This is a genomic window from Sphingobium sp. VMM (assembly GCF_056790315.1).
Map to the genome: position 1 here is coordinate 135,786 of NZ_JBXGSI010000003.1, position 25,733 is coordinate 161,518.

Below are 25,733 nucleotides of genomic sequence, written 5' to 3' on the forward strand. Positions count from 1 at the left end.
AAGCGCGGCCCGCTCGTACCTGTCCGGCTATGGGACGGATTAGTTGCCCGCGCTGGGCTGCGGCGCGGCGGTCGGCGGCGGGGGCGAAGCCGGCGTCGGCACGCTCCCCTGCCCGCCTGCGGGCGTCGTCGGCGCGCGCGACGGCTGGCCTGCCGGCGCCGGAGCGCCCACCGGAGCCCCTGCCGGTGCGGCGGCCCGTGCCAGCAGCGCCTCGGCACTGACCGGAACGTCGGCGATGGTGCGGTCGGCCGCGCCCAACGGCGGGATCGCCTTGCCACCCACGGTCACGTCCAGCGCCTGCGGGCGACCGGTCAGGATCGTCGGATTGCGCGCGCCGGCCGGCAAGGTGAAGCTCTCGCCCTTCTTCAGCAGCCCGTCTTTCAGCCGCTCGCCCGCCTCGTCGACGATGCGCATCCACACATCGTCATTGGCGGTGAACACCACCGGCCCGGTCACGGGCGCCGCAATCGGCGCCTGCACGCCGGCCTTGGGCGCGGCAGCGGGCTTTTCTGCCTGCTGCTCAGCGATTTCCTCGCCGGTCGGCGGGGTCAGCAACTGAGTGCGCCAGATGGTGAAGCCGGCAATCACGATGATGCCGATCACCGCCGCGGTCCAGGCCAAGGTGCGCGACGGCACCCGCGCCGGGTCGGCCGGCTCGAACGCTTCGTAGCGGGTCGCCCCCATGTCGGAATTATGCACGGCATTGCGCACGTCGGCGGCGATCGCCACCTCGTCCAGATCGATCGCGCGGGCATAGGCGCGGGCGAAACCCACCGCATAGGGAATGCCCGGCAAGGCGCCATAATCGTCCCGCTCGATCGCCTCCAGCTGGCGCTGGGCGATGCGCGTCCGGGTGGCGATATCCTGCACCGACAGCCCCTGCGCCTCGCGCGCGGCGCGCAACTTGGCGCCGGGGGTGCTGGGCTGCGCTGCCGTCGCGTCGTCCGCGACGGGTTCGAATTCGGGTTCGTCTGCCATGCTGCTCCGCGACCTTGATTGGCGGCCTTGTCTCATTGCGGGACGGCGCTTGTCAACGCCGGGGCGGTGTCTTTTCAGGCTAGCTCGATGTTCCTCTGCTCGGCCCAGCTGGTCAGTTGCGCGCGCAGATCGCTTGCCCCGCTGTCCAGCAGATCGCGCATCAGCGCCTGCAATTCGGCCGCGTCGATCGCCCGGATCATCGCCTTGACCGGCCCGACCGACGCCGGCGTGATCGACAGTCGCCGTACGCCCAGGCCAATCAGCGCCATCGCCTCCAGCGTGCGCCCGCCCATTTCGCCACAGACGCCGACCGGCACCTTGTAGATCTCGCAGATCCGCACCACCCGATCCAGGAAACGCAAGATCGCCAGGCTCAGCCAGTCATAGCGCTCCGCCAGCTTGGGATGGGCGCGGTCGGCGGCGAACAGGAACTGGGTCAGGTCGTTGGTGCCGATCGACAGGAAATCGAGCTGCGGCAGCAGCAGGTCCAGCACCTCGGCCAGCGCCGGCACCTCCAGCATCGCGCCATAGCGCACCGCCACCGGCAGCTTCTTCTTCTGCCCGATCAGCCATTGCCGCTGATGCTCGACCAGCGTGCGCGCCTCCTCGAACTCCCAGGGTTCCGACACCATCGGGAACATGATGTTCAGTACCTTGCCCGCGCTCGCCTCCAGCAAGGCGCGCGCCTGCGCCTTCATCAGGCCGTCGCGGTCCAGCGCCAGCCGGATCGCGCGCCAGCCCATGGCCGGATTATCCTCATGCTCGTCATCCTCGCGCGTCATATAGGGCAGCGCCTTGTCACCGCCGATGTCGACGGTGCGGAAGATGACGGGCCGGTCGCCGGCCGCGTCCAGCACATCCTTGTAGAGCCGCTGCTGCTTCTCGCGCTGCGGCAGCGTCGCCGACACCAGGAACTGGAATTCGGTGCGGAACAGGCCGATGCCGTCGGCGCCGACCATGTCCAGCGCCTGCGCATCCTCGCGCAGGCCGGCATTGACCATCAGCTCGATCCGCGCCCCATCCTGCGTCACCGACGGCAGGTCGCGCAGCGCGGCAAATTCCGCCCGCCGCTTCTGCGTGATGTGCAGCTTGGTCTCGAACGCCTCCTCCATGTCGGGCGTCGGCCGGATCAGCAGCGCATTTTCGGCGACATCCATCAGGATCAGGTCGCCTTCATTGACCCGGTGGCGAATGTCGCGCACCCGGCCCAGCACCGGCACGCCCATTGCGCGGGCGACGATGGTGACATGGGCGGTCAGCGACCCTTCCTCCAGGATCACGCCCTTCAGCCGCCGCCGGTCATATTCCAGCAGCTCCGCCGGCCCCAGGTTGCGCGCGATCAGGATGGCGTCCTGCCGCAGCCCCAGTTGCGCCGCCGTGCCCAATTGCCCGGACACGATGCGCAGCAGCCGGTTTGCCATATCCTCCAGATCGTGCATCCGGTCCTGCAACAGCGGATCGTCGATCTGGCGCATCCGCATCCGGGTGCGCTGCTGCACCCGCTCGATCGCCGCCTCGGCGGTCAGGCCGCTGTCGATCGCCTCGTTGATGCGGCGGATCCAGCCCTCGTCATAGGCGAACATCTTGTAGGTTTCGAGCACCTCCTGATGCTCGCCCTCGGTCCCGAAATCGGCCGTGCCGGTCATCCGGTCGATCTGTTCGCGCATCTTGGCAAAGGCGGAAATGACCCGCTGCCGCTCCGCCTCCGTATCCTCGGCGACGGTATGCTCGATATGGACGCGCGGCTGGTGGAACACGACATGGCCCCGCGCCATGCCCATCACCAGTTGCAGCCCGGTCATGATGTTCGACCCGGTTTCCTGCACCCGCGCATCGGTCGGGCCGTCATCGGCCAGTTCGGCATTGGCGATCAGCTCGGACAGCACCATGGCCACCGTCTGCAGCGCCTCGATCTCGACCTCTTCATATTTGCGCGGCTCGACATGCTGCACGCACAGCACGCCCAGCGCGCGCTCGCGCCGCACGATCGGCACGCCGGCAAAGCTGTGGAACAGTTCCTCGCCGGTTTCCGGGCGATAGGAAAAGTCGGGATGGGCGGCGGCCTCGTCCAGGTTCAGCGGCTCGACATTGGTGGCGATCAGCCCGACCAGCCCCTCGCCCTTGGCCATGCGGGTGACATGCACCGCCTCCTGCTTCAGGCCGCGGGTCGCGAACAGTTCCAGCACGCCCTCGCGCACCAGATAGATGGAGCAGACCTCGCTCGACAGCGATTCGCCGATGATCTCCACCACCTTGTTCAGCTTGGCCTGCGCGCTGGTGCGCGCCGCCATCACCTCCTGCAGGCGGACGAGGATCTGGCGGGCGGCGGCGGCGGGCGTACTGGGCATGGCAAATCGCTAACAGATGGATGGCTTTCTTTCCAAGCGCTTTCCTCGCGATATGTTCATGAACCCCGCAGAAAAGCACGATTGTTGCGCATCGCTGATAAGCTAGGTCATCTTCCTCATTTGCGTGGCGGATACATGCTGTACATTCGTCTAACGCCGCAAAGGCAGCATCAAGCATGTCTGGGAGTCAGGGATCATGGAAACGACCACGCCAACGGAGTTTGAACAGGAGCTTCTGGACCGCGGCTATTCGCGCCGCCAGCTGGCCAAGGTGACCGCGCTGCTCGGCGCCGGCGCCGTCGCGATGCGCACCGTCGGTGCCGCCGCCCAGCAGGCCGCCAAGCCGGTCGAGGGCGCGGTCCGCATCGGCGCCAACGAATGCTGGACCGGCCCCTTCCCGGTCGCCGCCGAAGCCGCCTTCAAGCTGGTGACCGAAGGCAATCGCTACGAACCCGACAATGAGCATGAAAAGCTGTTCGCCGCCGTCGCGCAGGTGGAGGGCATTCCGGCGGACCGCATCGTCGCCTGGCCCGGCTCGTCCGATCCGCTGAGCCGCGTCGCCGTCGCCTTCGCCTCGCCGACCAAGGGCATCGTCACCGCCGACCCGACCTATGAAGCGATCTGGCGCACCGGCGCCTGGCTCGGCGCCAAGGTGACGAAGGTGCCGCTGACCAAGGACAATGCCCATGACGTGAAGGCGATGCTGGCGGCCGATCCCAATGCCGGCGTCTATTATATCTGCTCGCCCAACAACCCGACCGGCACGATCACGCCGATCGGCGACATCGAATGGCTGGCCGCCAACAAGCCCAAGGATTCGGTACTGGTCGTCGACGAAGCCTATATCCACTGGACCGACACGCCGCGCGCCGCCAAGCTCGCCGCCACCCGCGACGACGTGCTGGTGCTGCGCACCTTCTCGAAGCTGTTCGGCATGGCCGGCATGCGCCTCGGCCTCACCTTCGCCGCGCCCTCGCTGATGGAAAAGATGATGCGCTATGACGGTGGCCAGGTCACCGCCATGCTGCCGATGACGGCCGTTGCCTGCGGCACCGTCTCGGTCGCCCAGGCCGATCTCATCAAGGCGCGTCAGGCCGAAATGGCGGCCAACCGTGACAAGGCGATCGCCCATCTGACCAAGAAGGGGATCAAGGTGCTGCCGGGCAGCATGGCGAACATGTTCATGGTCGACTGGGGCAAGCCCGCCAAGGACATGCAGGCCGCCCTGCTGACGCAGAAGGTGCAGATCGGCCGCAACTGGCCGATCTGGCCCAATGTCTCGCGCATTTCGGTCGGCTCGGCCAGCGAAATGGACGCCTTCTGCGAGGCCGTGGATGCGGTCTGGAAAGCCTGATCTGACCTGACCTTACGAAAAAGGGGCTGCGGCGCGCAAAATAAAGCGTGCCGCAGCCCCTTTTGCATTGCGGAAATTGTTTCCGCCTTCGTTTCTCCAGACGAAATCCAAGGCATTTCGCAGGAAAACAAGGGGACAATCGGCATGACCATGATGTTGGACAAGGAAGCGCGGGAAGACCTGATCGAGCGCGGCTATTCGCGCCGCCAGCTTGCCAAGGTTGCCGCCCTGATCGGCGCCGGCGCCGCGATGCACGAAATGCTGGCCGCGCCCGCCTTCGCGCAGCAGCAGGCCGCCCGCGGCATCAAGGGCGCGGTGCGCATCGGCTCGAACGAATGCTGGACCGGCCCCTTCCCCTCGGGCGTCGACGCCATCGCCAAGGCCGGCGCCGTCGGCAACTGGTATGACCCCGACAATTATCGTGGCGACCTGGTCTCGACCATCGCCAAGGTGGAGGGCATTCCCGAAGCCCAGGTGATGCTGTGGCCCGGCTCGGGTGGCCCGCTGGTCTCGACCGTCGCGGCCTATTGCTCGCCGACCAAGGGCCTGGTCACCGCCGACCCGACCTTCGAATCCGCCTGGCGCACCGCCGATTATCTCAAGGCGCCGATCGCCAAGGCGCCCCAGGCCGTCGGCAAGGGCCATGACGTCAAGGCCATGCTGGCCGCCAACCCGAACGCCGGCCTCTATTATATCTGCACACCCAACAACCCGACCGGCACGATCACGCCGATCGCCGACATCAAGTGGCTGCTCGACAACAAGCCGGCCGATTCCATGCTGCTGGTAGACGAAGCCTATATCCACTTCTCGGACGCACCCAGCGCCGCTTCGCTGATCGGCAACCGCAAGGACATCATTGTCATGCGGACCTTCTCGAAGCTGTTCGGCATGGCCGGCATCCGCCTCGGCCTCACCTTCGCCGATCCCGAAGTGCAGAAGCGCCTGATGCTGTTCGGCCCGTCGGCCGGCGGCCTGTCGATCACCGCCATGGCCTGCGGCAACGCCGTCTATCCCGAAGCCGCGCTCATCAAGGCGCGCCGCGACGAGATGATCGCCGCCCGCGACCAGACCATCGCCTGGCTCACCAAGAAGGGCATCGAAGTCCAGCCCGGCAGCGAAGCCAACATGTTCATGGTCAACTGGAAGAAGCCGGCCAAGGAAATGCAGGCCGCCCTGCTCGCCTCGCCGGAAAAGGTGCAGATCGGCCGCAACTGGCCGATCTGGCCCAATGTCTCGCGCGTCACCGTCGGTTCGGCCGAAGACATGACGAAATTCTGTGCGGCTGTGGACAAGGTCTACAAGGCCTGATCCACGGCACCCCATAGCAAAGCCGTCACGAAGGAGGGGCGTCCGGACAACCGGGCGCCCCTTTTCATATTAGGGCGCATCGCCTTCCTGACTGTCCAGCGCCTTGCGATCCTCATGCGACACGAACTCGCAGGTCAGCAATGTCCGTCCCGCCAGGGCAGGCCCCTGCCGCGCAACGACGGAAATCAGCCCCATCTCGCGCATATCCTGCGCCCCATCGTCCAGTTGCCGCGCAAAGCCCAGGCTCGACGCGCCGAACAACCGGCTCTTTTCCCTGGCAAGCCCATAACGGGCGGCCGCAGCCTCCGCGACTTCGCCATCCAGCAGCACACCGATCGACATGCCGGCGAAGACCACCGCCCGCGCCACAAAGCCGTCCCGCTCGATCGGCGCGGGCAACGTATAGATCGCCGCCCCCAACATCGATGTATCTGCTTTGGCGACCTTTTCGGCGGCTTCATACAGGGCGGTCGCGCTGTCGGTCGAATAAGGCGGCTGGCACAGCGCCGCACCGAAAAAGTCCGGCGCCTCCTGCGCAGCGGCGGGCGTCCCCAGCAGGACGCCGATCGGCGCCCCTATCCGGGCAAGGAAAGAGAGTTTGCTCATCCATGCCAGATGCGCAGTTTATGATGGATTTTCAATCAGGTTGAAGGGGTAGCCGGTCATCGGCCGCCCCTTTCCCGTTCAGAATATCTTGCGCACCGACAGCATCAACGTCCGCCCCTCGGGATCGAGATAGGCGGGCTGATAGGCGACGGGCGTCGCGCCCGTGCCATCGGTCACGCTCTGCCGCCGGTTGAGCAGATTGCCGACGGTGAAGCTCACCCGCATGCCTCGCGCCCACTCCTGGCCGCGGAACCGGTTGGCCATGTTGGCAAACAGCCGCAGGTCGAACGTCACCAGTTGGCCAAAGCGCAGGTCGCCACCCGACGCCGTCTGGTCGCCGGTCACATGCGACGCGCTCTGCCAGTTGCCGTCCAGCCGGATGCCGACGCCATTGTCGATCACGCCACTGCTCAGCTGCACCTTGTGGCGCGGCTGCGGACTACCGCCCAGCGTGCCGCCGTTCAACAGGTCGACCCATGGCCCGCCCTCGCTCAGCAGCACCGCGTCGCGCAGCATGATGCTGTGATAGAGCGAGAGCTGCAGCCGCGCGCCATTATCGCTGCCACCGCCGAACGGACCGCCACCGGGCGGGCCGAAGCCGCCCCGTCCACCGGGGCCACCGGGACCGCCCGGACCACCGCCGGGCGGCGGACCATCGGGCGGCCCCATGCCGTCGGGCGGAGGGCCAGGCGGCGGGCCGAAGCCATCCGGCCCGCCAAAGCCGCCGGGCGGCCCCATCGGCGTCGCATCATCGGGCCGGTGGCCGTCGACCAGGATCGCATCCTGCTCGGCATCGGGACCACCGCCGGGCGCGCCCTCTGCGGGCTGCGCATCGTCACCCTCTGCCTTTGGCGCCGCCATCTGCGCCTCATCGCCCTGCGCCGCCGCCCGCCGCCATGGCGGCACGAAGCCGGCCGGCGGCTCGGGTCGCTTGGGCTTGCGCAATATCTGCGTGAAATTGAGGCCCCAGCGCAGCTGCTTCATCTCCTCGCGCGCGACATTGACGGACCGTGTGTCGATCCGCGTCAGCATCCCTTCCTCGTCGCGGCTGTAGCGATCGGGGAAGGCCGCCTCCAATGCGGAGGACACGCCGGTCAGGCTGATGATCGCGTCGCGCGTCTCGCTGCTCACATAATTGGCCGACAGGGTCAGGTTGACCTTGGTGAGCGGCTTCACCGTCGCGCCCAGCTTGAACTGGTGGCGATTGTCGGCGGTCAGCGCCGGATTGCCACCGCTCACCTGCATCACCGTCACGCTCTGCCCCCGCACATAGTCATAGACGCGCACATTGCTGGTGGTGATGGTCGGGCTGTTGCGCTGGTCCAGCGTCGGCGCGGTCCGGTCATTATTGACCGCCGCGATGATGGTGATGCCGGTGCGCGGCGTCCAGCTCAGGCCATAGCCCAGCGTGCCGAGCGTGCCATAGTCGGAAACCTGCGTCACCGACGCGTTCATATTGGCGGTCAGCGTCCCCAGCACCGGCAGGAAGCCGTTACGCCGGCTGGCAATCGGCAGGTCGAAACTGATCTGCGCGCCGCCATTGGTGCGGCTCGCGGTCCGCTGCGACATCACCCCATCCAGCGTGCTGGACGATCGCAGGCTGCTCGTGTCGCCGCTCAGCCGCAGGTTCATGCCGACATTGCCGGCCGGCAGCTTGAACAGCTTGCCATTGACCAGCAGGCTGGCGCTGCCCGTGTCCTGCAACGCACGCGCCTTCTGCGTGCCCATGCCCCCCAGCAGGCTCGCGGGCAGCACGCCATCGGCCGCCACATCGCCCGCATCCAGCGCCGCCTGCACTTCGTCCAGATCATAGCCGCGATCGCTGTCGGTCCGGGCGTCGCTATGGCTGTAGCTGCCGATCACCGACATGCGCCAGGTCTTCGACAGGTCGATGTTCAGGCTGACGCCGCTGCTCAGCGTCAGCGCGCGCGTGTCCTGATGCAGCGGATCGAGCGACAGGATGCGCTCGACCGTCTCGTCGCCCTCGGTCAGGCTGCCGGTGGGCAGGCCATTCAGCGCCTTGCTGGTCTTGTAGTCCGCACGCCCGTTCCAGGACAGGTTCGCCGTCTCGCCCAGCTGATGCGCGACCGTGGCGTTCAGCATATAGCTGCGGGTGGCGGGCGACAGGGTGCGATAGGCGCGGTCGTCGCTGACCCGCCCGGTCGGATCGCCCGCCGCCTCCGGATCGACGATCACGTCGCGCTCGCTCTCCAGCAGCGAGGCGGAGGATTTGGCCCGCGCCGTCACACTCACCCGGTCATTGTCGCGAATGCGGGTATAGCCGACATCGCCGGCCAGATTTTCGCCCTGTCCCGCCGTCGCGATCCCGCCGCCCGCATTGGCCACCTGCGATCGGAAGCGGCGGTGCAGGATGATGTTCACCACCTTGCGCTGCGCATCATAGCCATATTTGAGCGCGACCTCCTCGGGCAGGATGTCGAGCCGCAATATCGCCTCCGTCGGCAGGTCGCTGACCTCGTTGACGCCCGAAATCCGCTTGCCGTTGACCAGCACCACCCGGCCGTCATCGCTGCGCCCCTGATTGCTGCTGGTCTGCGACGCGATCTCGTCCAGCAATTCGCTGACCGTGCCGACGCCATAGGCATCGATGTCGGCACGGCCGAGCTGGTTCTGCGCGGGAATGTCGCCGATCACCGCACCCGGCGGCGCCTGCCCCGTGACGACGATATCGTCGCTCGCCACGCTCTGCGCCATAGCCGGCGTCGATAGGGCGAACAGACTGCATCCGGCGCGCAGCAGGGCGCTGCCCGCCCGACGGCAGGACAAGGATAGGCAAGGCATCGGCATCAATCCCGTCAGTTGCGCGGCGGCGGTCCGCCCGCGCCGCCCGGTCCACCGGGGCCACCCGGACCGCCGGGGCCTCCACCGGGACCACGCCGCGGCATCAGGCTGCGCATCTCCTCGGCCGACAGCACCCCGTCATGATCGGCGTCTGCCGCGTCGAAGCGGGCATGTTCGAACGCCAGCACTTCTTCCAGCGAGGCACCGGCATCATAATTGCTGTTGGCCTGGGCGATCGCGCTGGCATTGAGCGGTTCGATCAGCCGGCCCAGTATCGCGTCCTCGGGGTCATCGCCCAGCTTGGGCATGATCGCCTCGGCCACCGGCCCGCCCTGATCGCCCATCGCGCCCGTTTCCGACAGCGCGACCGATCCCATGCTGCTCTGCCAGGCCTGGAACTCGGCCAGGCTCAGCGTGCCGTCATGATTGCTGTCGATCGCGTCGAAACGCGTGCGGATGATCGCTTCGCGCCGCGCCTGCACCACCAGCCGCAATTCGTCGATCGTCACGATGCCGTCGCGATTGCTGTCGGCTTCGGCAAACATGACGGTCACGATCTTGTCGATCTGGCTGCGCTTGATCGGCTTCATCTCGCGCGGCTTTTGTGGCCGGCCTTCGCCGCCACCGGGAGGGCCGCCGCCACCGCCGGGCGGGCCACCGCCCATGCCACCACCCATGCCGCCGCCGCCCATGCCGCCACCCATGCCCCCCTGGGCCAGCAACGGCGCCGAACAGAGCAGCAGCGCCGCCCCGATCATCATCTTGCGCATCGCGCCTCGTCCTTCTTCATGAAAACAGGAACGGGGCGGCGCCGTCCCCCGGCACCGCCCCGCATCGGTCGCGATCAGAGCGTGCAGCGCACCCGCTTGCCGCGATAGAGATAGCTGTCCAGCCTGGCGTCATAGCTCTTGTAGCGATTGCGGCAGGCCTTCTGGTGCGCCGCGCCGGTCGAACGGCCCTGGGCCTTGGCGGGTTGGGCCTTGGCCGGCTGAGCTTTGGCCGGCTGGGCTTTTACCGGGGCAGGCTTCTTGGCCGGCGCCTTGCTGCTCACCGGCTGGCTCGTGCCATGATGCGGCGCCTGCGCCATGGCCGGCGCGCCCAGCGTCGCCATCAGCGCGGCGGCGCCCAGGGTCAGGAGCGAGGGATAAGTCATGTCATGGCCTTTCATCTGGGTGGAAAATCTCCGCCCCGTCTGTGGCCACCCGATTTTGCCCCGTCATTTCACGAATATTTCAGAAGCCCGCGCCTTATTGCCCTCCTCTGTCAAAGGCTTGGCTCGGCAAGCACGCGGCGCGCCCGCATCACAGCCGCCTTGCCAAATTCCCGATATGCGGTATCCAATCCCGCAAATTGAACTTGGACTGGGAGGATGGGATGCGGTTGAGGCAGGCAATGATCGGGCTGGCCCTCCCCCTGCTCGTCGCAGCGCAAGCACCCTCGCCCGCCAGCTGGACCGACCCGACCACCGGCCATCGCATCGTCCGCGTCGATGACCGGCCGGGCAATTACGGCCTCTATTTCAACTATAATCCCTTCACCCCCGACGGAAAGCGCATGGTCTATCTGACGCCGGAGGGGATTCGCGTCGCCGACACCAGCAACTGGCGAACCCGGCTTGTGCTGAAGGAAAAGGTCGACCGGCTGCTGTTCGTCGGCCACCGCGCCAATGTCGCTTATTATACCACCAACCCGACCGGCAGCAGCGAAGGCGAGCCGTCCTTCATCGTCTGGTCGGTCGATCTCGACAGCGGCAAGCGCCGCCGGATCGCGGCAATGCCGGGCGGCCGCATCGAATCCATCAATGCTAACGACACGCTGCTTGCCGGCCATCGCGAACTCGCCCCGCCGCCGCCCGCCATCGCCGCCCAGGGCAAGCGCGATCCGAAAACCGGCTCGCCCAGCTATAGCGGCACCGACGATCAGGGCCGCCCCCTCTCCTTCGCCGCCGCCAAGGAAAAATGGATGGAGGCCCGGCTCGCCGCCGGCGTGCCGATGGAAATTTTCGCGATCGACATCGCCACCGGCCAGCAGCGCCGCATCACCGCGTCGAAGGACTGGCTCAACCATGTCCAATTCTCGCCGACCGATCCCGATCTGCTCATGTATTGCCATGAAGGCCCCTGGCAGCAGGTCGACCGCATCTGGACCATCCGCACCGACGGCAGCGCCAAAACCAAGGTGCATCAGCGCATCCTGCAGGGCGAGATTGCTGGCCATGAATATTGGGCGCCCGACGGCCGCACCATATGGTACGACCTCATCATGCCGCAGGGGATGCGCTGGCTCGCCGGCCATGATGTCGCCAATGGCGCGCGCCGCTGGTATGCGATCCGCCCCGGCCAGGGCGCCTATCATTTCGCCTCATCGCCCGACGGCCGCAGCTTCTCGGGCGACGGCGCCAATGACGGCAAATATATCAGCCTCTTCCACCCCCGCCCCGACGACAATCCCCGCGCCCGCAACACGCTGGCCGGCGACACGCTGATCGCCACCGGCACGCTGGAGACGGAACGGCTCGTCGATCTGGCAAGCCATGACTATACGCTCGAACCCAACCAGCATTTCACGCCCGACGGCAAATGGCTGGTCTATCGCAGCAATGTCGCGGGCAGTCCCGCCATCTATGCCGTCGAAACCGCGAAAACCCGCTAGACCGCGCGCGCACAAGTCCGACGCCCGTTGAATGACGGGGATGGGTGGAGAGCGGACTGTCCGAAAATCCTCCCCAAGCTTGCTTGGGGAGGGGGACCGCCGCAGGCGGTGGAGGGGCAATAGCGTTGCGCTTGCGCCATTTCCCCTCCGTCAGCGCTTCGCGCTGCCACCTCCCCAAGACAAGCTTGGGGAGGAATGAGAAACGTCAGCTTCTGGTCGCTTCCAGACCGTCCGAATTTGCCCCAGCGGCGCAGAACCAAAGAATAGCGTCTAATTAAAATCGAGACGCCACACGGAAGGGTAAACATGCCCTTCAGCCCATTCCCTCATATTCCGGTAACAGCTTCCCCGTCAGGCTGCCGCCGCGGCGCGCCCGCATTCCTTCCTGCCGGACCCTTGCCATGCGCCGCCTCACGACCAGCTTCATCGACAGCGCCTTTGGCCATGGCGCGGACGGCCGCCCGCTGTTCATGCCGTTCGGCCTGATCGGCGGCCAATATGCCATCCCCGACATGGCCACCGCGCAGCGCCTGCGTCGCGGCGTCGCCCGCCTGCTGCCGCTCGCCCTGCTGCCGATATTCTGCCTGCTCGCGCTGTTCCTGCAGCCGCTGCGCAACGCCTATGCGCTGCCGCTGCTCGGCGCCATGGCGGCCAGCTTCGCGCTGTTCACCCTCGCCTTCTCTCTCTGGGTCCGCCACGCCACGCGCGGCCTGCACCGCGTCGATCGCGCGCGACAGGGCATGCCCGCCCTGCTCGATCCGGACGAGGCGCTCGCCCGCCGCCTGCTCGACCGGGTCCGTCCGCCGCGCACCCGCTCGGCCGAAGAGACGCTGGGCGCCCTGGCCGGTTTCGCCTGCCAGATGCTGCTGCGCCATCGCGCCGAGCAGGAAGGCACCGCCGCCCCGTTAATCGAGGTCGCGACCCATGACGGGCGGCTGCGCTATTTCGGCGATGCCTTGAACGGCCTGCTCGCCGAATATCCCGGCTCGCTCTGGGCGGGCGTGGGCGATGGCAAGCCTCAATTGCTGCTCGGGCCGATCTTCCGCGAGATGACCGATGCCTGTGTCGGCGACTCCCGCGACTATGCCGACATGATCGGCCTGCTCCAGCGCCACTGGAGCGCGACCGCGCTGATCCTGCGTGGCCAGGGCGTGGATATCGAACGCTGGCCCGACCTGTTCGTCCGCGCGCTGCGGGAACTGGTGCAGGAAAGCGGCGACACATCGCTGCGCCCCGCCCTGCTCTTCATGCGCGCCGCCATCGCGATGTCGAAAATGGACCCGGCCGAAATATTGGTGCCCGACCAGCCCGCCAGCGATCCGCTCAGGCGCTCGCGGCCGACGTCTCGCACAGCGCCTTGAACTGGGCCATCATCTCGTCCCAGCCGGGATGGAAGCCCATTTCCTCATGCCGCGCCTTCGCCTCCGCATCCCAGTGGCGCGCGGTCGCGGTGAAGCGGGTGCCATCGCCCTCCGCTACAAAGTCCCAGATCGCGGTCATGAACGGGCTCTGCGGTATCCAGCCGGCGGCATAGGCATCGGTGGTGACGATCCGCGCACCCGGCACCACCTCCAGGAAAATGCCCTCCATCGGCCCGGTCTCCTCGCCATTCGGCCCGAACATCTGCACCGCGCTGCGGCCGCCGGGGCGCATATCCTCCTCGATCACCTCGGCGCGCCAGGGCTTGGGACAGAACCATTCATCCTTCAGGTCGGTCCACACCTTCCAGCAAATCTCGCGCGGCGCCTCGATCAGGCAGGTGACCGACAGCTCATGCGCCGCCCCGCTCATGCCGCCTCTCCCAGGAACGCCGCGTGCATCGCGCCGCTGTCCAGCTTCTGCATCGTCATCATCGCCTGCATCATCCGGGCGATGCCGGCGCGGTCGCCGGTATGATAATTGTCCATGATCTGGCGCGTCACCAACTGCCAGGAGAGGCCATATTTGTCGGTCACCCAGCCGCACGGCCCGGCCGTGCCGCCATCACCGGTCAGCCGGTCGAAATAGCCGTCCAGTTCCGCTTGGTCCGCACACGCCACCGACAGCGATATCGCCTCGTCAAAGCTGAATTGCGGCCCGCCGTTCAGCGCCTGATAGCTTTGCCCGAACAGGCTGAACTCGACCAGCAGCACGCTCCCGCCCGGCAGCGGCGAAGGCGACGGATTGACCTCGGGATAATAGCTCACATGGTCGACCGACCCGCCGAATACCGACACATAATAATGCGCCGCCTCCTCGGCCTGGCCGTCGAACCACAGGCAGGGCGAAATCTTGTCCATCACCCCTCTCCCTTGCTGCCGACCAGCGCGAACATCGCGCCCTGCGGATCGGTCGCCTGGATAATCCAGGCGCCACCCGGCACCTCCATCGGCCCCTGCAGCACCGTGCCGCCACCGGCCGTCACCCGCTCGACCGCCGCATCGATGTCGCCGACGGTGAAGTAGAACAGCCATAGCGGCACCGGCATCATCGGCGGCACCGGCATGATGCCGCCGGTCATGCCGTCAAAGTCCGTCGAGCCGGTCTGCGAGACAAGCTGATAGCTGCCCATCTCGCCCATATCCATGGCCTCGCCCTTCGACCAGCCGAGCTGCCCGGTATAGAAGGCCAGATCCTTGTCGAAATCGCCGGCATATAGCTCGTGCCAGCCGACATGGCCCGGCGCCATTGGCGGCGGCGCATCCATCCCCTCGGGGCTTGATCCCTTGAGCAGCATGAACACCGCGCCGCCCGGATCGGCCATCACCGCAAAGCGGCCGACGCCCGGAATATCCTCGGGCGGACGCTTCACGCTGCCCCCGGCCGCGCTCAGCCGTTCGGCATCGGCATCGACATCGGCAGACCCGACATAGCCGCCCCACCAGGGCGTCATGCCACAATCCTTGGCCTCGGCCGGAATCGCCATCACCCCGCCCAGCGGTCCGGCGCTGCCGGAAATCACCTGATAAGGGCCGTCAGGCAGGTCGCCGCCAAACGGCTCTGCCGTCCAGCCGACGACATCGCCATAAAAGGCCAGCGCCGCCGCGGGATCGCTGGTCATCAGTTCATACCAGAAGAATTTGCCGCTAAAGTCGGTCATCCTCTTTCTCCCGAAAACGATATTGGGGAAGCTCAGGCGCTTTCGTCGACCAGCACCTCGAACCCGCCATATATCAGCCGCGCGCCGATGAAGGGCATGTCCTCGCCCTCCTTGGGCTGCATGCGCTCATCCTTCATCACCTTCTCGGCGCCGGCATCGCGGGTCGCCTTGTCGGGCCATTCGATCCAGGAGAAGACGACTTCCTCATCCTCTTCGGCGATGACGGCAGTGCGGAAATCATTGACCTTGCCGGGCTTGATGTCGTTGCCCCAGCATTCGACCACGCGCAGCGCGCCATATTCGATGAAGATCGGCGCGGCGAAGGCCGCGACCTCCTTATAGCGTTCCTTGTTGCCCTTGGGCACCGGGATCACGAACCCGTCCATATAGCTCATCGTCTCTCTCCTTCTGCAAGGTCGTCGACATCAGGCGTCGGCAATTTCTCCCTGGTTCGCGGCCATCGCGGCGGCGACATCCATCCACATCACTTCCCAGATATGGCCGTCCAGATCGGCAAAATTGCGGCCATACATGAAGCCATGATCCTGCTTGGGGTTCGGCTCGGTCCCGCCCGCCGCCAGCGCCCTGTCCACCGTCGCGTCCACCGCGTCCCGGCTCATCTCGCTCAAACACAGCAGTACCTGCGCGGTTTCATGGGCATTGGGGATCTTGCGCGGGGTAAAGCCGGCGAACCGTTCATGGGTTAGCAGCATCGCATGGATCGTCTCGGAAAAACTGATCATCTGCGCGCTGTCATCGGCGAAATCATTGTTCCGCACGGCGCCGACCGCTTCATAGAAGGCGATCGCGGCGGGCAGGTCGGTGACGGGCAGGTTGACGAAGATCATCTTCGGCGCGGGCGCATCGGCCATCGTCTCTCTCCTCATGCTTTCATGGCGGCTCGCACCTTGTCGTGAGTCGCCGACTTGAACTTTGTGCGCCCGAAGATTATATTATGCAACAGACAAGTTAGAAAAGATAACCAATGAGTCCCAACCCGCGCAAACGCGCCTATCAGGATGGCTGTGCCACCGCCCATGCGCTCGATCTGATCGGTGATCGCTGGGCGATGCCGATCATGCGGGAATTGCTGCTCGGCCCCAAGCGCTTCACCGACCTGCGCGCCAGCCTGCCCGGAATCAGCGCCAATGTGCTGACCCAGCGGCTGGAGGAACTGGAAGCGGCCAGCATCCTTGTCCGCCGCCGCCTGCCCCCGCCCGCCGCCAGCCAGATTTACGAGCTGACCGAATGGGGCCGCGAGTCGGAAATATTGTTCATGGTACTGGGCCGCTGGGCGTGCCGATCGCCCACGATGCAGCCGGGCATGCCGATGAGCCAGGTGTCGGTGGTGATGTCGATGCGCACGATGATCGATCGCGCCGCGATCGGCAATCTGGATGCGACCATCGGCTTCCGCTTCGGTGAGGAGGAGTTTCGCGCCACGCTCCATGACGGCGATTTCACCATCGACCGGGGCGAAGCAGCCGGCGCCGACCTGATCTTCACCGGCGACCAGAATGCGCTCGCCGCGATCGTCTATGGCGGCCAGTCCTTCGCCGCGATGGCCCCGGCCCTGCAAATGGAGGGCGACCGGGGGCTGGCGGAACGGTTCGTCCGCCTCTTCCCCCTGCCGCCCAAGGCACCCTCAACCGTCAGCCAGGCGACGCCAGCTTCATCATGACAAGACCGGAGAGGATCAGCGCCGCCGCCGCCAGCCGCGCCGGGCTGATCGCTTCGCCCAGGAAGGCGACGCCGACGGCAAAGGCCCCCAGCGCCCCGATCCCGGTCCAGATCATATAGGCGGTGCCCAGCGGCAGGCTGCGCATCGCCATCGACAACAGGCCGAAACTGGCGATCATCGCGATGAGAGTGATGAGGCTGGGCACCAGCCGGGTAAAGCCATGCGACTGCTTCATCGCAAAGGCCCAGACGATTTCGAGCAATCCGGCAAAAAACAGGGCAATCCAGGCCATGATGGCGCTCCTTCACAGGGGCGCCGGGCCGTCCCGGACTTGAAACCCGCATGGCGGGGGAGGACGTGGCCTCGCTTGACGAAGCCCAGATAGTCCTCCCCGATGCAGGAGGCAAGCTTTGCAGGCCTCAATGCGCCCCGTTCAGCATCCCGAACACCTGGTCGAACTCGCCGCGCTTGGTCGCCTCGCTCAGGAACTTGACCCGCTCGACATGGATTTCCGCCGGGGTCGGCTCCTGCCGCAACAGGCCCATCGTCTCGCTGATGAAATCGGCCAGCGGCATCATCTGCGGATTTTCGGCATGGCCGGGCATCAGGTCGGTCTGCACGCCGGGCGGCACGATCTCCACCACATCGACGCCCGTGCCCTTGAGCTGCTCGCGCATCGCCAGCGACCAGCCATGGATCGCCGCCTTGGTCGCGCTGTAGGTCGGCGTCGCCGCCAGCGGGACAAAGGCCAGGCCCGACGACACGGTCAGGATCGTCGCGCTCTTCTGCGCCAGCAGATGCGGCAGCAGCGCATGGGTCAGGCGGATCGGGCCGAGCAGATTGGTGGCCACCGTCGCCTCGGCGATGGCGAGGTCGATCTGGTCCTCCGCCACCATGATGCCGGCATTCAGCAGCACCGCGTCGAGCGCCGGGAAATCGGCGACCAGCTTTGCCGCGAAGGCGGCGATCGCCGCCGGATCTTCCATGTCGATCACCATCGACGCCATGCCGGGGTGCGCCGCGACCACCTCGTCGAGTGCCGCCTGCCGCCGCCCGGCGATGATGACCTGGTTGCCCGCTGCGTGGAATTCATGCGCCAGCGCCGCGCCGATGCCCGAACCGCCGCCGGTGATGAGGATGGTGTTGCCGGAATTTTTCATGGGAAAGCTCCTGTGACTGGTTGCTTGCCCACTAATTTAGCCCCACACTCTCTTTTGGAAAGAAGGCACCGAAAAGTGCCATAGGCACCCAAAGGTAAGAAATGGCAAATCCTCTGGAATCCCGCTTCGCCACGGCCGAAATAGCGGCCGCCGAGCAGTATCTCGACCATGATCCGCCGACCGAACTCGATCCGCGGGTGGAGCGACTCGTCAATGAACTGATCGGCCGGGTCGCCGACAAATGGACGATGCTGATACTGGAACTGCTGGAGGAGCGCGGCACGCTGCGCTTTACCGAGATCGGCCGCGCGGTCGAAGGGATCAGCCAGAAGATGCTGACCCAGACGCTGCGCCAGATGGAGCGCGACGGCCTGCTCACCCGCACCGTCCATCCGGTCGTGCCGCCGCGCGTCGACTATGCCCTCACCCCGCTCGGCAACAGCCTCAGCGCCGCCTTCTGCGGCGTATGGGTCTGGGCCGAACGCAATCTCGCCACGGTCGAGGACGCCCGCGCCCGCTTCGACGCGCGCGACGCCTGACCGGCGATCAGCTTTCGGGCGGCGCGGGAACCGGCTGCAACGGCAATTTGGGCGCCTGCACCTGCGGCTGGGTCGGCACCACCGGCGGCGGCGCGCCCGGCGTTCCCGGAACAGACGGGGCCGGAGCAGTAGGCGCGGGCGCGGAAGCCGGCGCATCGGGCAGGATCATGTCCGACGGCCGCTGCATCGGCATGGCCGGCACCTGCCCCATTGGCGCGGGCGCAGTCGGTGCTGGCGGTTCATGGTCGTTCAGATCATCGCCGCCGACCGGGCCGACCAGCTTGACCGTCGCGCCGAACCGCTTGCGCCATTCCTCCAGCCGCCGCAGATAATCCTCATATTCCGCCCAGAAATCGCGGAAGGGCTGTTCCAGTTCATCCAGCGCCTTGGGCGCATAGGCGGCCAGCGCCTCGGGCGTCAGCCCGTTGATGATCGTCATCGTCGCCACCGCCTTCTGGCAGAAGGCCTTCTGCGCCGGCGGCAGGGCGAAGAAATTATAGACCAGCGTGTTCAGCACTTCGCGCATGCGGATCGCGCTGCTGCCGTAACGCTGCTGATAGCTGACCTCCAGCGTGTCGTTGGCGCGTTTCAGCGACGCGCCATGCACGGTCAGCATCTGGTTATACAATATGCGCGTCTGGCCATTGGTCTCGGGACAGCCCAGCGCCGCGACGTTCAGCCCCATGCGCACATGCCACAGCGCCTGGTCCCCCTCGGAATCGCGATTGGGGGTGATGAACTTCCCGGCCTCGTCCTTGTCGGGCGGCACCATGTCGGGCGCGGAATAGCGCGGCGGGGTCGGCATTACCGTAGGCACCACCGCCGGCGGCGGCGTGGGCGGCACTTGCTTCACCGGCGTCGCACAGGCCGCGAGCGCCGTCAGGGCAAGCAGCGACAGGCGGGAAGACAGGGAACGTGGCAGGAACATCAACTACTCCGACGATCTGGCCCGACCAACATGCCGGGCATTTCCACCGGAGGAAATATGCTTAACGCGCAGCCAAGGACGGCCCCGCCTGTGGTTCACCGCTGAACCCCCGCCCGGTTGCTGTTAAAAGCCCGCTATCCCAATTGGTTGCAATGCGGCAAGCCGAGCATCGCGAAAAAGGCCGGAAATAGTCGATTTTTCTCAGTCGGCGCGCGCCAGCAGGCGCGGCATCGCTCCCTTCGGCACCGTCACGCCATCATCCGCGATCAGGTCCGCCCGGCTCAGCCGGACCTCCAGCACCACCGGCGCCATCGCCAGCGTCCGCCCCGAACGCCATGCCGCCAGGTCGGTCTGATAGCGGGCATAGGCATCGAAGAAGTCGGTGAAGGGCTTTTCCAGCGCGGCGAGGCCAGTCGGCGCATAGGCCAGCAACTGGTCCGCGGGCAGGCTGTTGACGGTCGCCCCCACCCGCACCGCCTCCGCGCAAAAGGCCGCCTGTGCCGGCGGCAGCGCAAAGAAATTATAGACGATAGTGTTCAGCCGCTCGCGCTGCGCGATCGCGCCGCCGCCGAACTGTGCCTTAAATTCGCCCTCGACCTGCGCATTGGCCCGCGTCAGCGCCGCCCTGTGCCGGGCCAGCAGCGCATTATATTGCAGCCGCGCCGCGTCGCCATTCCCCTGGCAGGACAGGGCCGCCACATTCAGCGCCATGCGCATATGCCATAGCGTTGCCGGCCCGCTCAGATCGCGGTTGGGCGTGACGCGCTGACCATCGGCACCGACCGGCGGTATCTGCATATTGGCTGTCGCGCCCATCGGCGGCAGCGGCTGGGGCGCGGGCTGCGTCCGCACGGGCGCAGGCGGCGGCGCAACCGCCACCTCCTGCTGCCCCGCGCAGCCCGACAGCAGCGCAATCCCGCCCAGCGGGCACAAGAGCAGGTGACGGATCGAGGCACGCATGAACGGTCTCCGGCAAATCTGATGCCGGAAACCATGCCCGATATTGGTTAAAAGCCGATAAAGCCTGTTTTTCAGGCAGCGGGGATCAGGCCGCGCGGCGTTCCAGCGCCGTGGCGGCCTGCGCCATCAGCTCGGCGATGATGTCGGCAACCGGCTCTTCCTTGGTCACCATGCCGACCGACTGGCCCGCCATCAGCGATCCGCCCTCGACATCGCCGTCGATCACCGCCTTGCGCAGCGCGCCGGCCCAATAATGCTCGATCTGCAACTGCGCCTCGCCCATGTCGACCGCGCCGCTGTCCAGCAGGTTGGCGACTTCGCGCTGCTTCGCGGTGAAGGCTTCGGTGCCGGCATTCTTGAGCGCGCGCACCGGGATGACCGGCAGGCGCGGATCGATCTGCACGCTGGCGATCGCATCGCGCGCCGACGCGCGGAAGAAGGCCTTCTTGAACGCGGGATGGGCGATGCTCTCGCTCGCGCAGGCAAAGCGCGTGCCCAGCTGCACGCCGGCCGCGCCCATTTCCAGATAGGCGGCGATCGCCTCGCCTCGGCCGATGCCGCCGGCCACGAACACCGGAACCTGCTGCGCCATTTCGGGCAGGATTTCCTGCGCCAGCACGCTGGTCGCGACCGGGCCGATATGGCCGCCCGCTTCCATGCCCTCGACCACCAGCGCGTCGACGCCCGACCGCACCAGCTTCTTCGCCAGCGCCAGCGCGGGCGCAAAACAGATCAGCTTCGCGCCATTGGCCTTGATCGCCTCGATGCTGCCCTTGGGCGGCAGGCCACCGGCCAGCACCACATGGGATACCTCATGCTTGGCGCACACCGCGATCAGGTCGAACAGCTGCGGATGCATGGTGATCAGGTTCACGCCGAACGGCTTGTCGGTCAGCGCCCTGGTCGCCGCGATTTCCGCGTCCAGCAGTTCGGGCGACATCGCGCCACAGGCGATCACGCCGAAACCGCCGGCGTTGGAAATGGCCGACACCAGATGCCGCTCGCTGACCCAGCTCATCGCCCCGCACAGGATCGCGCTCTCGCAGCCGAGAAATTCGGTGCCGCGGGCCATCAGGGAAGCGAGTTTGGCAGTGGTCATGTCGTCAAGCCTTCAAGATACAAAAAGCCCCTCCCCGACGGGGAGGGGTTGGGGCGGGAGCATGTCGAAACAGGCCCCCTCACCCTTCCTCATCCCTCCCCTGACCGGGGAGAGGCAAAAAATCAAGCCGCCGGGGCGTCCAGGCCATAGGCGGTGTGCAGCACGCGCACCGCCAGTTCGGTCTCGTCCTCGTCGATCAGCACCGAAACCTTGATCTCGCTGGTGGAGATCGCCTCGATGTTGATGCCGCGTTCGGCCAGCGTCTTGAACATGGTGGCGGCGACGCCGGCATGGCTGCGCATGCCCACGCCCACGACGCTGATCTTGGCGACTTCGGTGTCGGTGATGATCCGGCGGAAGCCGATCGCGTCCTTGTTAGCTTCCAGGATGTCGACGCTGCGGGCGAGATCCGCGCGCGGGACGGTGAAGGTGACGTCGGTCTCCTCATTGTCCTTGCTGTCATTCTGGATGATCATGTCGACGTTGATCGCCGCATCGGCCAGCGGGGTGAAGATGCTGGCCACCGCGCCCGGCTTGTCGGGCACGCGGGTGACGATGATCTTCGCCTCATTCTTGTCATGGGCGATGCCGGTGATGAGCTGACGTTCCATCTTGGTTTCCTTGAGCTTGGCTTCCAGTTCCTCGTCGCTCACGATCAGCGTGCCGGGGAGGTCGTCCTGGGTGGGATCATCGAAGGAGGAAAGCACCTGCACGACCACGCCTTCCTTCATGGCGAGGCCGACCGACCGGGTCTGGAGCACCTTGGCGCCGACCGAGGCCAGCTCCAGCATTTCCTCATAGGTGACGAGGTCCAGCTTGCGGGCACGCGCCACGATGCGCGGGTCGGTGGTGTAGACGCCGTCGACGTCGGTATAGATGTCGCAGCGATCGGCCTTGACCGCCGCGGCCACCGCGACCGCCGACGTGTCCGAACCGCCACGGCCCAGCGTCGACACCCGGCCATCGTCCATCATGCCCTGGAAACCGGGGATGACGGCGACCTGGCCCGACTGCATCGCCGCGATCAGCGCATCGGTCTCGATCGTGCTGATGCGCGCCTTGGCATGGGCCTCGATCGTGCGGATCGGCAATTGCCAGCCCAGCCAGCTGCGCGCGTCCACGCCGATCGCCTTCAGCGTCATCGCCAGCAGGCCGCTGGTGACCTGTTCGCCCGCCGCCACGACGACATCATATTCGGCCGGGTCGTAAAGGGCGGAGGCTTCCTTGCAGAAGCCGACCAGGCGATCGGTCTCGCCGGCCATGGCCGACACCACGACCGCCACTTCATGGCCCTGGTCGACGACATGTTTGACGCGCGCGGCCACGTTGCGAATTCGCTCCATCCCCGCCATGGAGGTGCCGCCGAATTTCATCACGATGCGCGCCATTTGCTTGTCGAACCTGTCCTTTAAGCGTTTTCGAAGCAGGTGGAACACCTGCTGACTTCAGAAAACGCGACCAACAAAAGATATGGAGCAGCCGAGCCGATGCAATCGGATCGGACACTGCTCCAATTGTGAAACAAAATGTCCCAAAGGGGCAAAACGGCTGCCCTATTAGCAGCCGCGACGGATATGGCAAGCAATCCCGCCATCCGCTCGCCCTCCTTGCCGCCACCCGCGCTCCTACATGCCCCGCCTTCAAAGACATAGCTATGACAGCATGGCACATTGGCCTTCCCGCCGCCCGCTGCTAGAACCGCCGCACGGGTGCTTCGCCACCCAGCAAGACCCAAGGTGCATGATGACTGAGACGACCGCGACGATCGACCCGAAGGAAGCCGCCCATTTCGGCACCATGGCCGCCGACTGGTGGGATCCCAAGGGGTCGAGCGCGATGCTGCACAAGCTGAACCCGGTCCGCCTCGCCTATATCCGCGCCGCGATCGACCGGCATTGGGACAGCGACGATCATGGCTTCCGTCCACTCGCCGGCAAGCGCGCGCTCGATGTCGGCTGCGGCGCCGGCCTGCTCGCCGAACCGCTTGCCCGCCTCGGCGCCAGCGTCACCGGCCTTGACGCGGCGCCGGAAAATATCGCCGTCGCTGTCGCCCATGCGCAGGGCCAGGGCCTCGCCATCGACTATCGCGCTACCCCGGTCGAACAGGTCAGCGACAGCGGCTATGATCTCGTCACCTCGATGGAGGTGATCGAACATGTCGCCGATCCCGCCGCCTTCGTCCGCGCCCTCGCGGCCAAGCTGGCGCCCGACGGGTTGATGATCCTCTCCACCCCCAACCGCACACCCATGTCCCGCCTCGCCATGATCACCATCGGCGAAAGCATCGGCGGCATTCCCAAGGGCACGCATGACTGGGCCAAGTTCATCACCCCCGATGAACTGACCGCCTTGCTCGAAGAGGCGGGCCTGGAAGTCACCGACAGCAGCGGCCTCGCCTTCGATCCGGCGCGCGGCTTCACCCTGTCGGCGAACACAGCGATCAACTATCTGCTGACCGCGCGCCACAAGAGCTGACGAAGACTCGGGCGCGCCAGCCTCAAGTCGACCGTCCCGCCATGGTCGACGCGCGCCCCCGCCATCCTGCGCCATGCCGGCCCGCGCACCGGAATAGCGCGCGGTTTTCCGGGACTTCTTCCCTTCCCCTGTCATCCAGCGCCAGAGAGGTCGCCCAAGAAACGCTGTTCTCACAAAAAGCATTTGCAACTAAATTTTAATTCCCAAACATCTTAAGCATCTAAATGGCAAATTCATTTGCGAAATTGTCATTTCATCTTTCTCCTGATAAAAAATGCAGGTGCAGACATTGCCGGGTCGCCGTCTGCACCTTCGACCGCATGCGGGCCGACCAACGACGTCCTTCCCGCCCCCGGCCGATCATCCGCTCTCAGGAGATCGAAACATGAAACTGCTTTTCTGCCTCTGCCTTGCCGTGCCGCTGCTGCTGCCGGCCGCATCCCGCGCCCAATCCTCCGCCCCCTCGATCGACGTGACGGCGCCCACCACCGCCCCGCCCACGCTCGACCGCTGGGTCGAACGCACCGGCAACATCCTTTCCAACCGGCTGCGCTATCCCACCATCCTGTCCGGGCCGGAGGAAGGCATCGTCCAGGTCAAGTTCGCCTGCAGCGACAGCGGTGCGCCGGCCGGCATCGCCCTGCTCAACTCGTCCGGCTCACGCCAGCTCGACAAGGCGGCGATGCGCGCCATCCAGAGCATACCGACCCTGCATCCGCTGCCCGCCGGCATCGGCGCCGGGCAGAATTATGTCGCCACCATCCTCTTCGCCACGACCCAGGCCAGCTACAACCGGCAGATCCGCGATCTCCGGCGGCAGGCGCTCGACAATAATGCCCGCTTTGCCCGTCGCGCGGGTGGCCCGGCCATGGCCATCGCCCTGCTCGACACGCCGGACACCCCGCGCGCCGCCAACTGAGCTAGAGCATCGTGCGCAAAAGTGGGAACCGGTTTTGCGCTTAAAACGATGCGGCAACAGAAACTTAGAGCGCGCGACCTGCGTCGGATATAACGCAGCGCGCTCTAGGCTCTGCGGGCGCGTGAAAGGGGCGCGCCCGCAGTCCCCCTCGCTGCGCCCCGTGCGTTGCACTGCCCGCCGGCTGATGGCATCACCAGCCGATCGGGACAGCCGCTTGAGCCCGCGGCACAGCGAGGGGGATCATCCTATGGCCATGGACTCGCGGATCGACGCCTATATCGCCGCCCAGGCGGACTTCGCCCGGCCGATCCTCATCCATATCCGCGCGCTGATGCACGCCGCATCGCCGGACATGGGCGAAGCGGTCAAATGGGGCATGCCCTTCTTCACCTACAGGGACCAGAATCTCGCCAACATGGCCGCCTTCAAGGGCCATGCCGCCTTCGGCTTCTGGCATGACAAGGTAGGACGCGAGGACAGCAGCGACGACGCCATGGGCCAATTCGGCCGCCTCACCGCCCTCGCCGACCTCCCCTCCGACGCGGAGATCGCCCGACTGATCGCGCAGGCCATGGCCCTGATCGACGCCGGCGATCGCCCACGCACCGGCCCCAAGCCGCCCAAAGCGCCTTTGCCCGTCCATCCCGCCTTCGCGACCGCCATCGCCGCCCATCCGGCCGCCGCCGCCATCTGGGCCGCCTTCCCGCCCGGCAAGATCCGCGACTATTGCGAGTGGATCAATGAGGCGAAGACCGACGCCACCCGCGACAAGCGCATCGCCCAGGCCGTCGACTGGATTGGCGAGGGCAAGGGCCGCAACTGGAAATATGAGAAGAAATAGG

At 66.3% G+C, this 25,733-nt stretch carries 26 protein-coding genes; 9 read left to right on the forward strand and 17 right to left on the reverse strand.

The genetic code is table 11. The features are described 5' to 3' along the window. Positions 1-39: 39 nt before the first annotated feature. Both ACUCV3_RS05315 and ptsP read right to left on the reverse strand, forming a co-directional pair. Complete coding sequence (locus ACUCV3_RS05315; RefSeq protein ID WP_279776181.1) at positions 40-978, reverse strand: helix-turn-helix domain-containing protein; 939 nt, start codon at positions 976-978, stop codon at positions 40-42. A 74-nt stretch (positions 979-1,052) separates the two neighbouring features. After that, on the reverse strand, positions 1,053-3,326 hold the full coding sequence (ptsP, locus tag ACUCV3_RS05320) for a phosphoenolpyruvate--protein phosphotransferase (protein WP_004208020.1): 2,274 nt from the start codon (positions 3,324-3,326) through the stop codon (positions 1,053-1,055). A gap of 196 nt (positions 3,327-3,522) precedes the next feature. Here ptsP and ACUCV3_RS05325 point away from each other — a divergent pair, with 196 nt between their 5' ends. Both ACUCV3_RS05325 and ACUCV3_RS05330 read left to right on the forward strand, forming a co-directional pair. Continuing rightward, the gene (locus ACUCV3_RS05325) at positions 3,523-4,680 is read left to right on the forward strand and encodes a pyridoxal phosphate-dependent aminotransferase (RefSeq protein WP_482240408.1); all 1,158 of its coding nucleotides are present in this window, start codon (positions 3,523-3,525) and stop codon (positions 4,678-4,680) included. A 144-nt stretch (positions 4,681-4,824) separates the two neighbouring features. Next, complete coding sequence (locus ACUCV3_RS05330) at positions 4,825-5,991, forward strand: pyridoxal phosphate-dependent aminotransferase (protein ID WP_048937677.1); 1,167 nt, start codon at positions 4,825-4,827, stop codon at positions 5,989-5,991. 69 nt (positions 5,992-6,060) lie between these two features. Here ACUCV3_RS05330 and ACUCV3_RS05335 read toward each other — a convergent pair whose 3' ends face one another. The 4 genes from ACUCV3_RS05335 to ACUCV3_RS05350 form a co-directional block, all read right to left on the reverse strand. Further along, a complete protein-coding gene (locus tag ACUCV3_RS05335) occupies positions 6,061-6,597 on the reverse strand; it encodes a hypothetical protein (protein WP_279731758.1) in 537 nt (178 codons plus the stop codon). A gap of 78 nt (positions 6,598-6,675) precedes the next feature. After that, positions 6,676-9,399, reverse strand: a complete 2,724-nt coding sequence (locus ACUCV3_RS05340) for a TonB-dependent receptor (protein ID WP_482240409.1) — start codon at positions 9,397-9,399, stop codon at positions 6,676-6,678. Positions 9,400-9,413: 14 nt separating this feature from the next. After that, positions 9,414-10,169: an EF-hand domain-containing protein gene (locus ACUCV3_RS05345; protein WP_017502475.1), complete on the reverse strand. Its 756-nt coding sequence runs from the start codon at positions 10,167-10,169 to the stop codon at positions 9,414-9,416. Positions 10,170-10,243: 74 nt separating this feature from the next. Continuing rightward, positions 10,244-10,552 carry a BA14K family protein gene (locus ACUCV3_RS05350; RefSeq protein WP_279730324.1) on the reverse strand — a complete coding sequence of 103 codons (309 nt, stop codon included), beginning with the start codon at positions 10,550-10,552 and terminating at the stop codon, positions 10,244-10,246. Positions 10,553-10,791: 239 nt separating this feature from the next. On the opposite strand from ACUCV3_RS05350, the gene ACUCV3_RS05355 reads away from it, so the two are divergent. Then, on the forward strand, positions 10,792-12,051 hold the full coding sequence (locus ACUCV3_RS05355) for an oligogalacturonate lyase family protein (protein ID WP_279730326.1): 1,260 nt from the start codon (positions 10,792-10,794) through the stop codon (positions 12,049-12,051). Positions 12,052-12,452: 401 nt separating this feature from the next. After that, complete coding sequence (locus tag ACUCV3_RS05360; protein ID WP_279730328.1) at positions 12,453-13,412, forward strand: hypothetical protein; 960 nt, start codon at positions 12,453-12,455, stop codon at positions 13,410-13,412. On the opposite strand, the gene ACUCV3_RS05365 is transcribed toward ACUCV3_RS05360, so the two are convergent. Genes ACUCV3_RS05365 through ACUCV3_RS05385 form a run of 5 tightly spaced genes read right to left on the reverse strand, consistent with a single transcriptional unit; the run spans position 13,375 to position 16,002 of the window. Then, positions 13,375-13,842 (reverse strand): SRPBCC domain-containing protein, encoded by a 468-nt coding sequence (locus ACUCV3_RS05365; RefSeq protein ID WP_482240410.1) that lies wholly within the window; start codon positions 13,840-13,842, stop codon positions 13,375-13,377. The two genes, ACUCV3_RS05360 and ACUCV3_RS05365, sit on opposite strands and share 38 nt — an antisense overlap. Then, positions 13,839-14,330 (reverse strand): VOC family protein, encoded by a 492-nt coding sequence (locus ACUCV3_RS05370; RefSeq protein ID WP_278987801.1) that lies wholly within the window; start codon positions 14,328-14,330, stop codon positions 13,839-13,841. Before ACUCV3_RS05370 ends, ACUCV3_RS05365 begins: the two co-directional genes overlap by 4 nt. Further along, the gene (locus ACUCV3_RS05375) at positions 14,330-15,130 is read right to left on the reverse strand and encodes a VOC family protein (protein WP_279730331.1); all 801 of its coding nucleotides are present in this window, start codon (positions 15,128-15,130) and stop codon (positions 14,330-14,332) included. The genes ACUCV3_RS05370 and ACUCV3_RS05375 overlap by 1 nt, the downstream gene beginning before the upstream one ends. A 32-nt stretch (positions 15,131-15,162) precedes the next feature. Further along, positions 15,163-15,525: a DUF1428 domain-containing protein gene (locus ACUCV3_RS05380; RefSeq protein ID WP_482240411.1), complete on the reverse strand. Its 363-nt coding sequence runs from the start codon at positions 15,523-15,525 to the stop codon at positions 15,163-15,165. Positions 15,526-15,555: 30 nt separating this feature from the next. Beyond that, complete coding sequence (locus ACUCV3_RS05385) at positions 15,556-16,002, reverse strand: VOC family protein (RefSeq protein WP_279730333.1); 447 nt, start codon at positions 16,000-16,002, stop codon at positions 15,556-15,558. 113 nt (positions 16,003-16,115) lie between these two features. Here ACUCV3_RS05385 and ACUCV3_RS05390 point away from each other — a divergent pair, with 113 nt between their 5' ends. Beyond that, positions 16,116-16,811, forward strand: a complete 696-nt coding sequence (locus tag ACUCV3_RS05390) for a winged helix-turn-helix transcriptional regulator (RefSeq protein ID WP_279730335.1) — start codon at positions 16,116-16,118, stop codon at positions 16,809-16,811. Here ACUCV3_RS05390 and ACUCV3_RS05395 read toward each other — a convergent pair. Both ACUCV3_RS05395 and ACUCV3_RS05400 read right to left on the reverse strand, forming a co-directional pair. Beyond that, on the reverse strand, positions 16,783-17,103 hold the full coding sequence (locus tag ACUCV3_RS05395) for a DMT family transporter (RefSeq protein WP_188081873.1): 321 nt from the start codon (positions 17,101-17,103) through the stop codon (positions 16,783-16,785). The genes ACUCV3_RS05390 and ACUCV3_RS05395 overlap by 29 nt on opposite strands. Positions 17,104-17,230: 127 nt before the next feature. Then, positions 17,231-17,971, reverse strand: coding sequence for an SDR family oxidoreductase (locus tag ACUCV3_RS05400; protein WP_482240412.1), 741 nt, complete (start codon positions 17,969-17,971; stop codon positions 17,231-17,233). Positions 17,972-18,072: 101 nt separating this feature from the next. On the opposite strand from ACUCV3_RS05400, the gene ACUCV3_RS05405 reads away from it, so the two are divergent. Then, positions 18,073-18,510 carry a winged helix-turn-helix transcriptional regulator gene (locus ACUCV3_RS05405; RefSeq protein ID WP_004208038.1) on the forward strand — a complete coding sequence of 146 codons (438 nt, stop codon included), beginning with the start codon at positions 18,073-18,075 and terminating at the stop codon, positions 18,508-18,510. Positions 18,511-18,517: 7 nt separating this feature from the next. Here ACUCV3_RS05405 and ACUCV3_RS05410 read toward each other — a convergent pair whose 3' ends face one another. The 4 genes from ACUCV3_RS05410 to ACUCV3_RS05425 all read right to left on the reverse strand — a co-directional run bounded on the left by ACUCV3_RS05410 (position 18,518) and on the right by ACUCV3_RS05425 (position 22,885). Continuing rightward, a complete protein-coding gene (locus tag ACUCV3_RS05410; protein ID WP_279730337.1) occupies positions 18,518-19,438 on the reverse strand; it encodes a hypothetical protein in 921 nt (306 codons plus the stop codon). A gap of 201 nt (positions 19,439-19,639) precedes the next feature. Then, positions 19,640-20,398 carry a hypothetical protein gene (locus ACUCV3_RS05415; protein WP_279730338.1) on the reverse strand — a complete coding sequence of 253 codons (759 nt, stop codon included), beginning with the start codon at positions 20,396-20,398 and terminating at the stop codon, positions 19,640-19,642. An 85-nt stretch (positions 20,399-20,483) separates the two neighbouring features. Continuing rightward, a complete protein-coding gene (locus ACUCV3_RS05420) occupies positions 20,484-21,497 on the reverse strand; it encodes an NAD(P)H-dependent flavin oxidoreductase (protein ID WP_017501365.1) in 1,014 nt (337 codons plus the stop codon). Between the two features lie 122 nt (positions 21,498-21,619). After that, entirely contained in the window at positions 21,620-22,885 is a 1,266-nt protein-coding gene (locus tag ACUCV3_RS05425) for an aspartate kinase (protein ID WP_004208043.1), read from the reverse strand. A 352-nt stretch (positions 22,886-23,237) separates the two neighbouring features. Here ACUCV3_RS05425 and ubiG point away from each other — a divergent pair, with 352 nt between their 5' ends. From ubiG to ACUCV3_RS05440, 3 genes are all read left to right on the forward strand, one after another. After that, on the forward strand, positions 23,238-23,972 hold the full coding sequence (gene ubiG / locus ACUCV3_RS05430) for a bifunctional 2-polyprenyl-6-hydroxyphenol methylase/3-demethylubiquinol 3-O-methyltransferase UbiG (protein WP_279730342.1): 735 nt from the start codon (positions 23,238-23,240) through the stop codon (positions 23,970-23,972). A gap of 385 nt (positions 23,973-24,357) precedes the next feature. Then, entirely contained in the window at positions 24,358-24,891 is a 534-nt protein-coding gene (locus ACUCV3_RS05435) for an energy transducer TonB family protein (RefSeq protein ID WP_017501367.1), read from the forward strand. A 247-nt stretch (positions 24,892-25,138) separates the two neighbouring features. Further along, positions 25,139-25,732 (forward strand): YdeI/OmpD-associated family protein, encoded by a 594-nt coding sequence (locus ACUCV3_RS05440; protein ID WP_279730344.1) that lies wholly within the window; start codon positions 25,139-25,141, stop codon positions 25,730-25,732. Position 25,733: the final 1 nt, after the last annotated feature.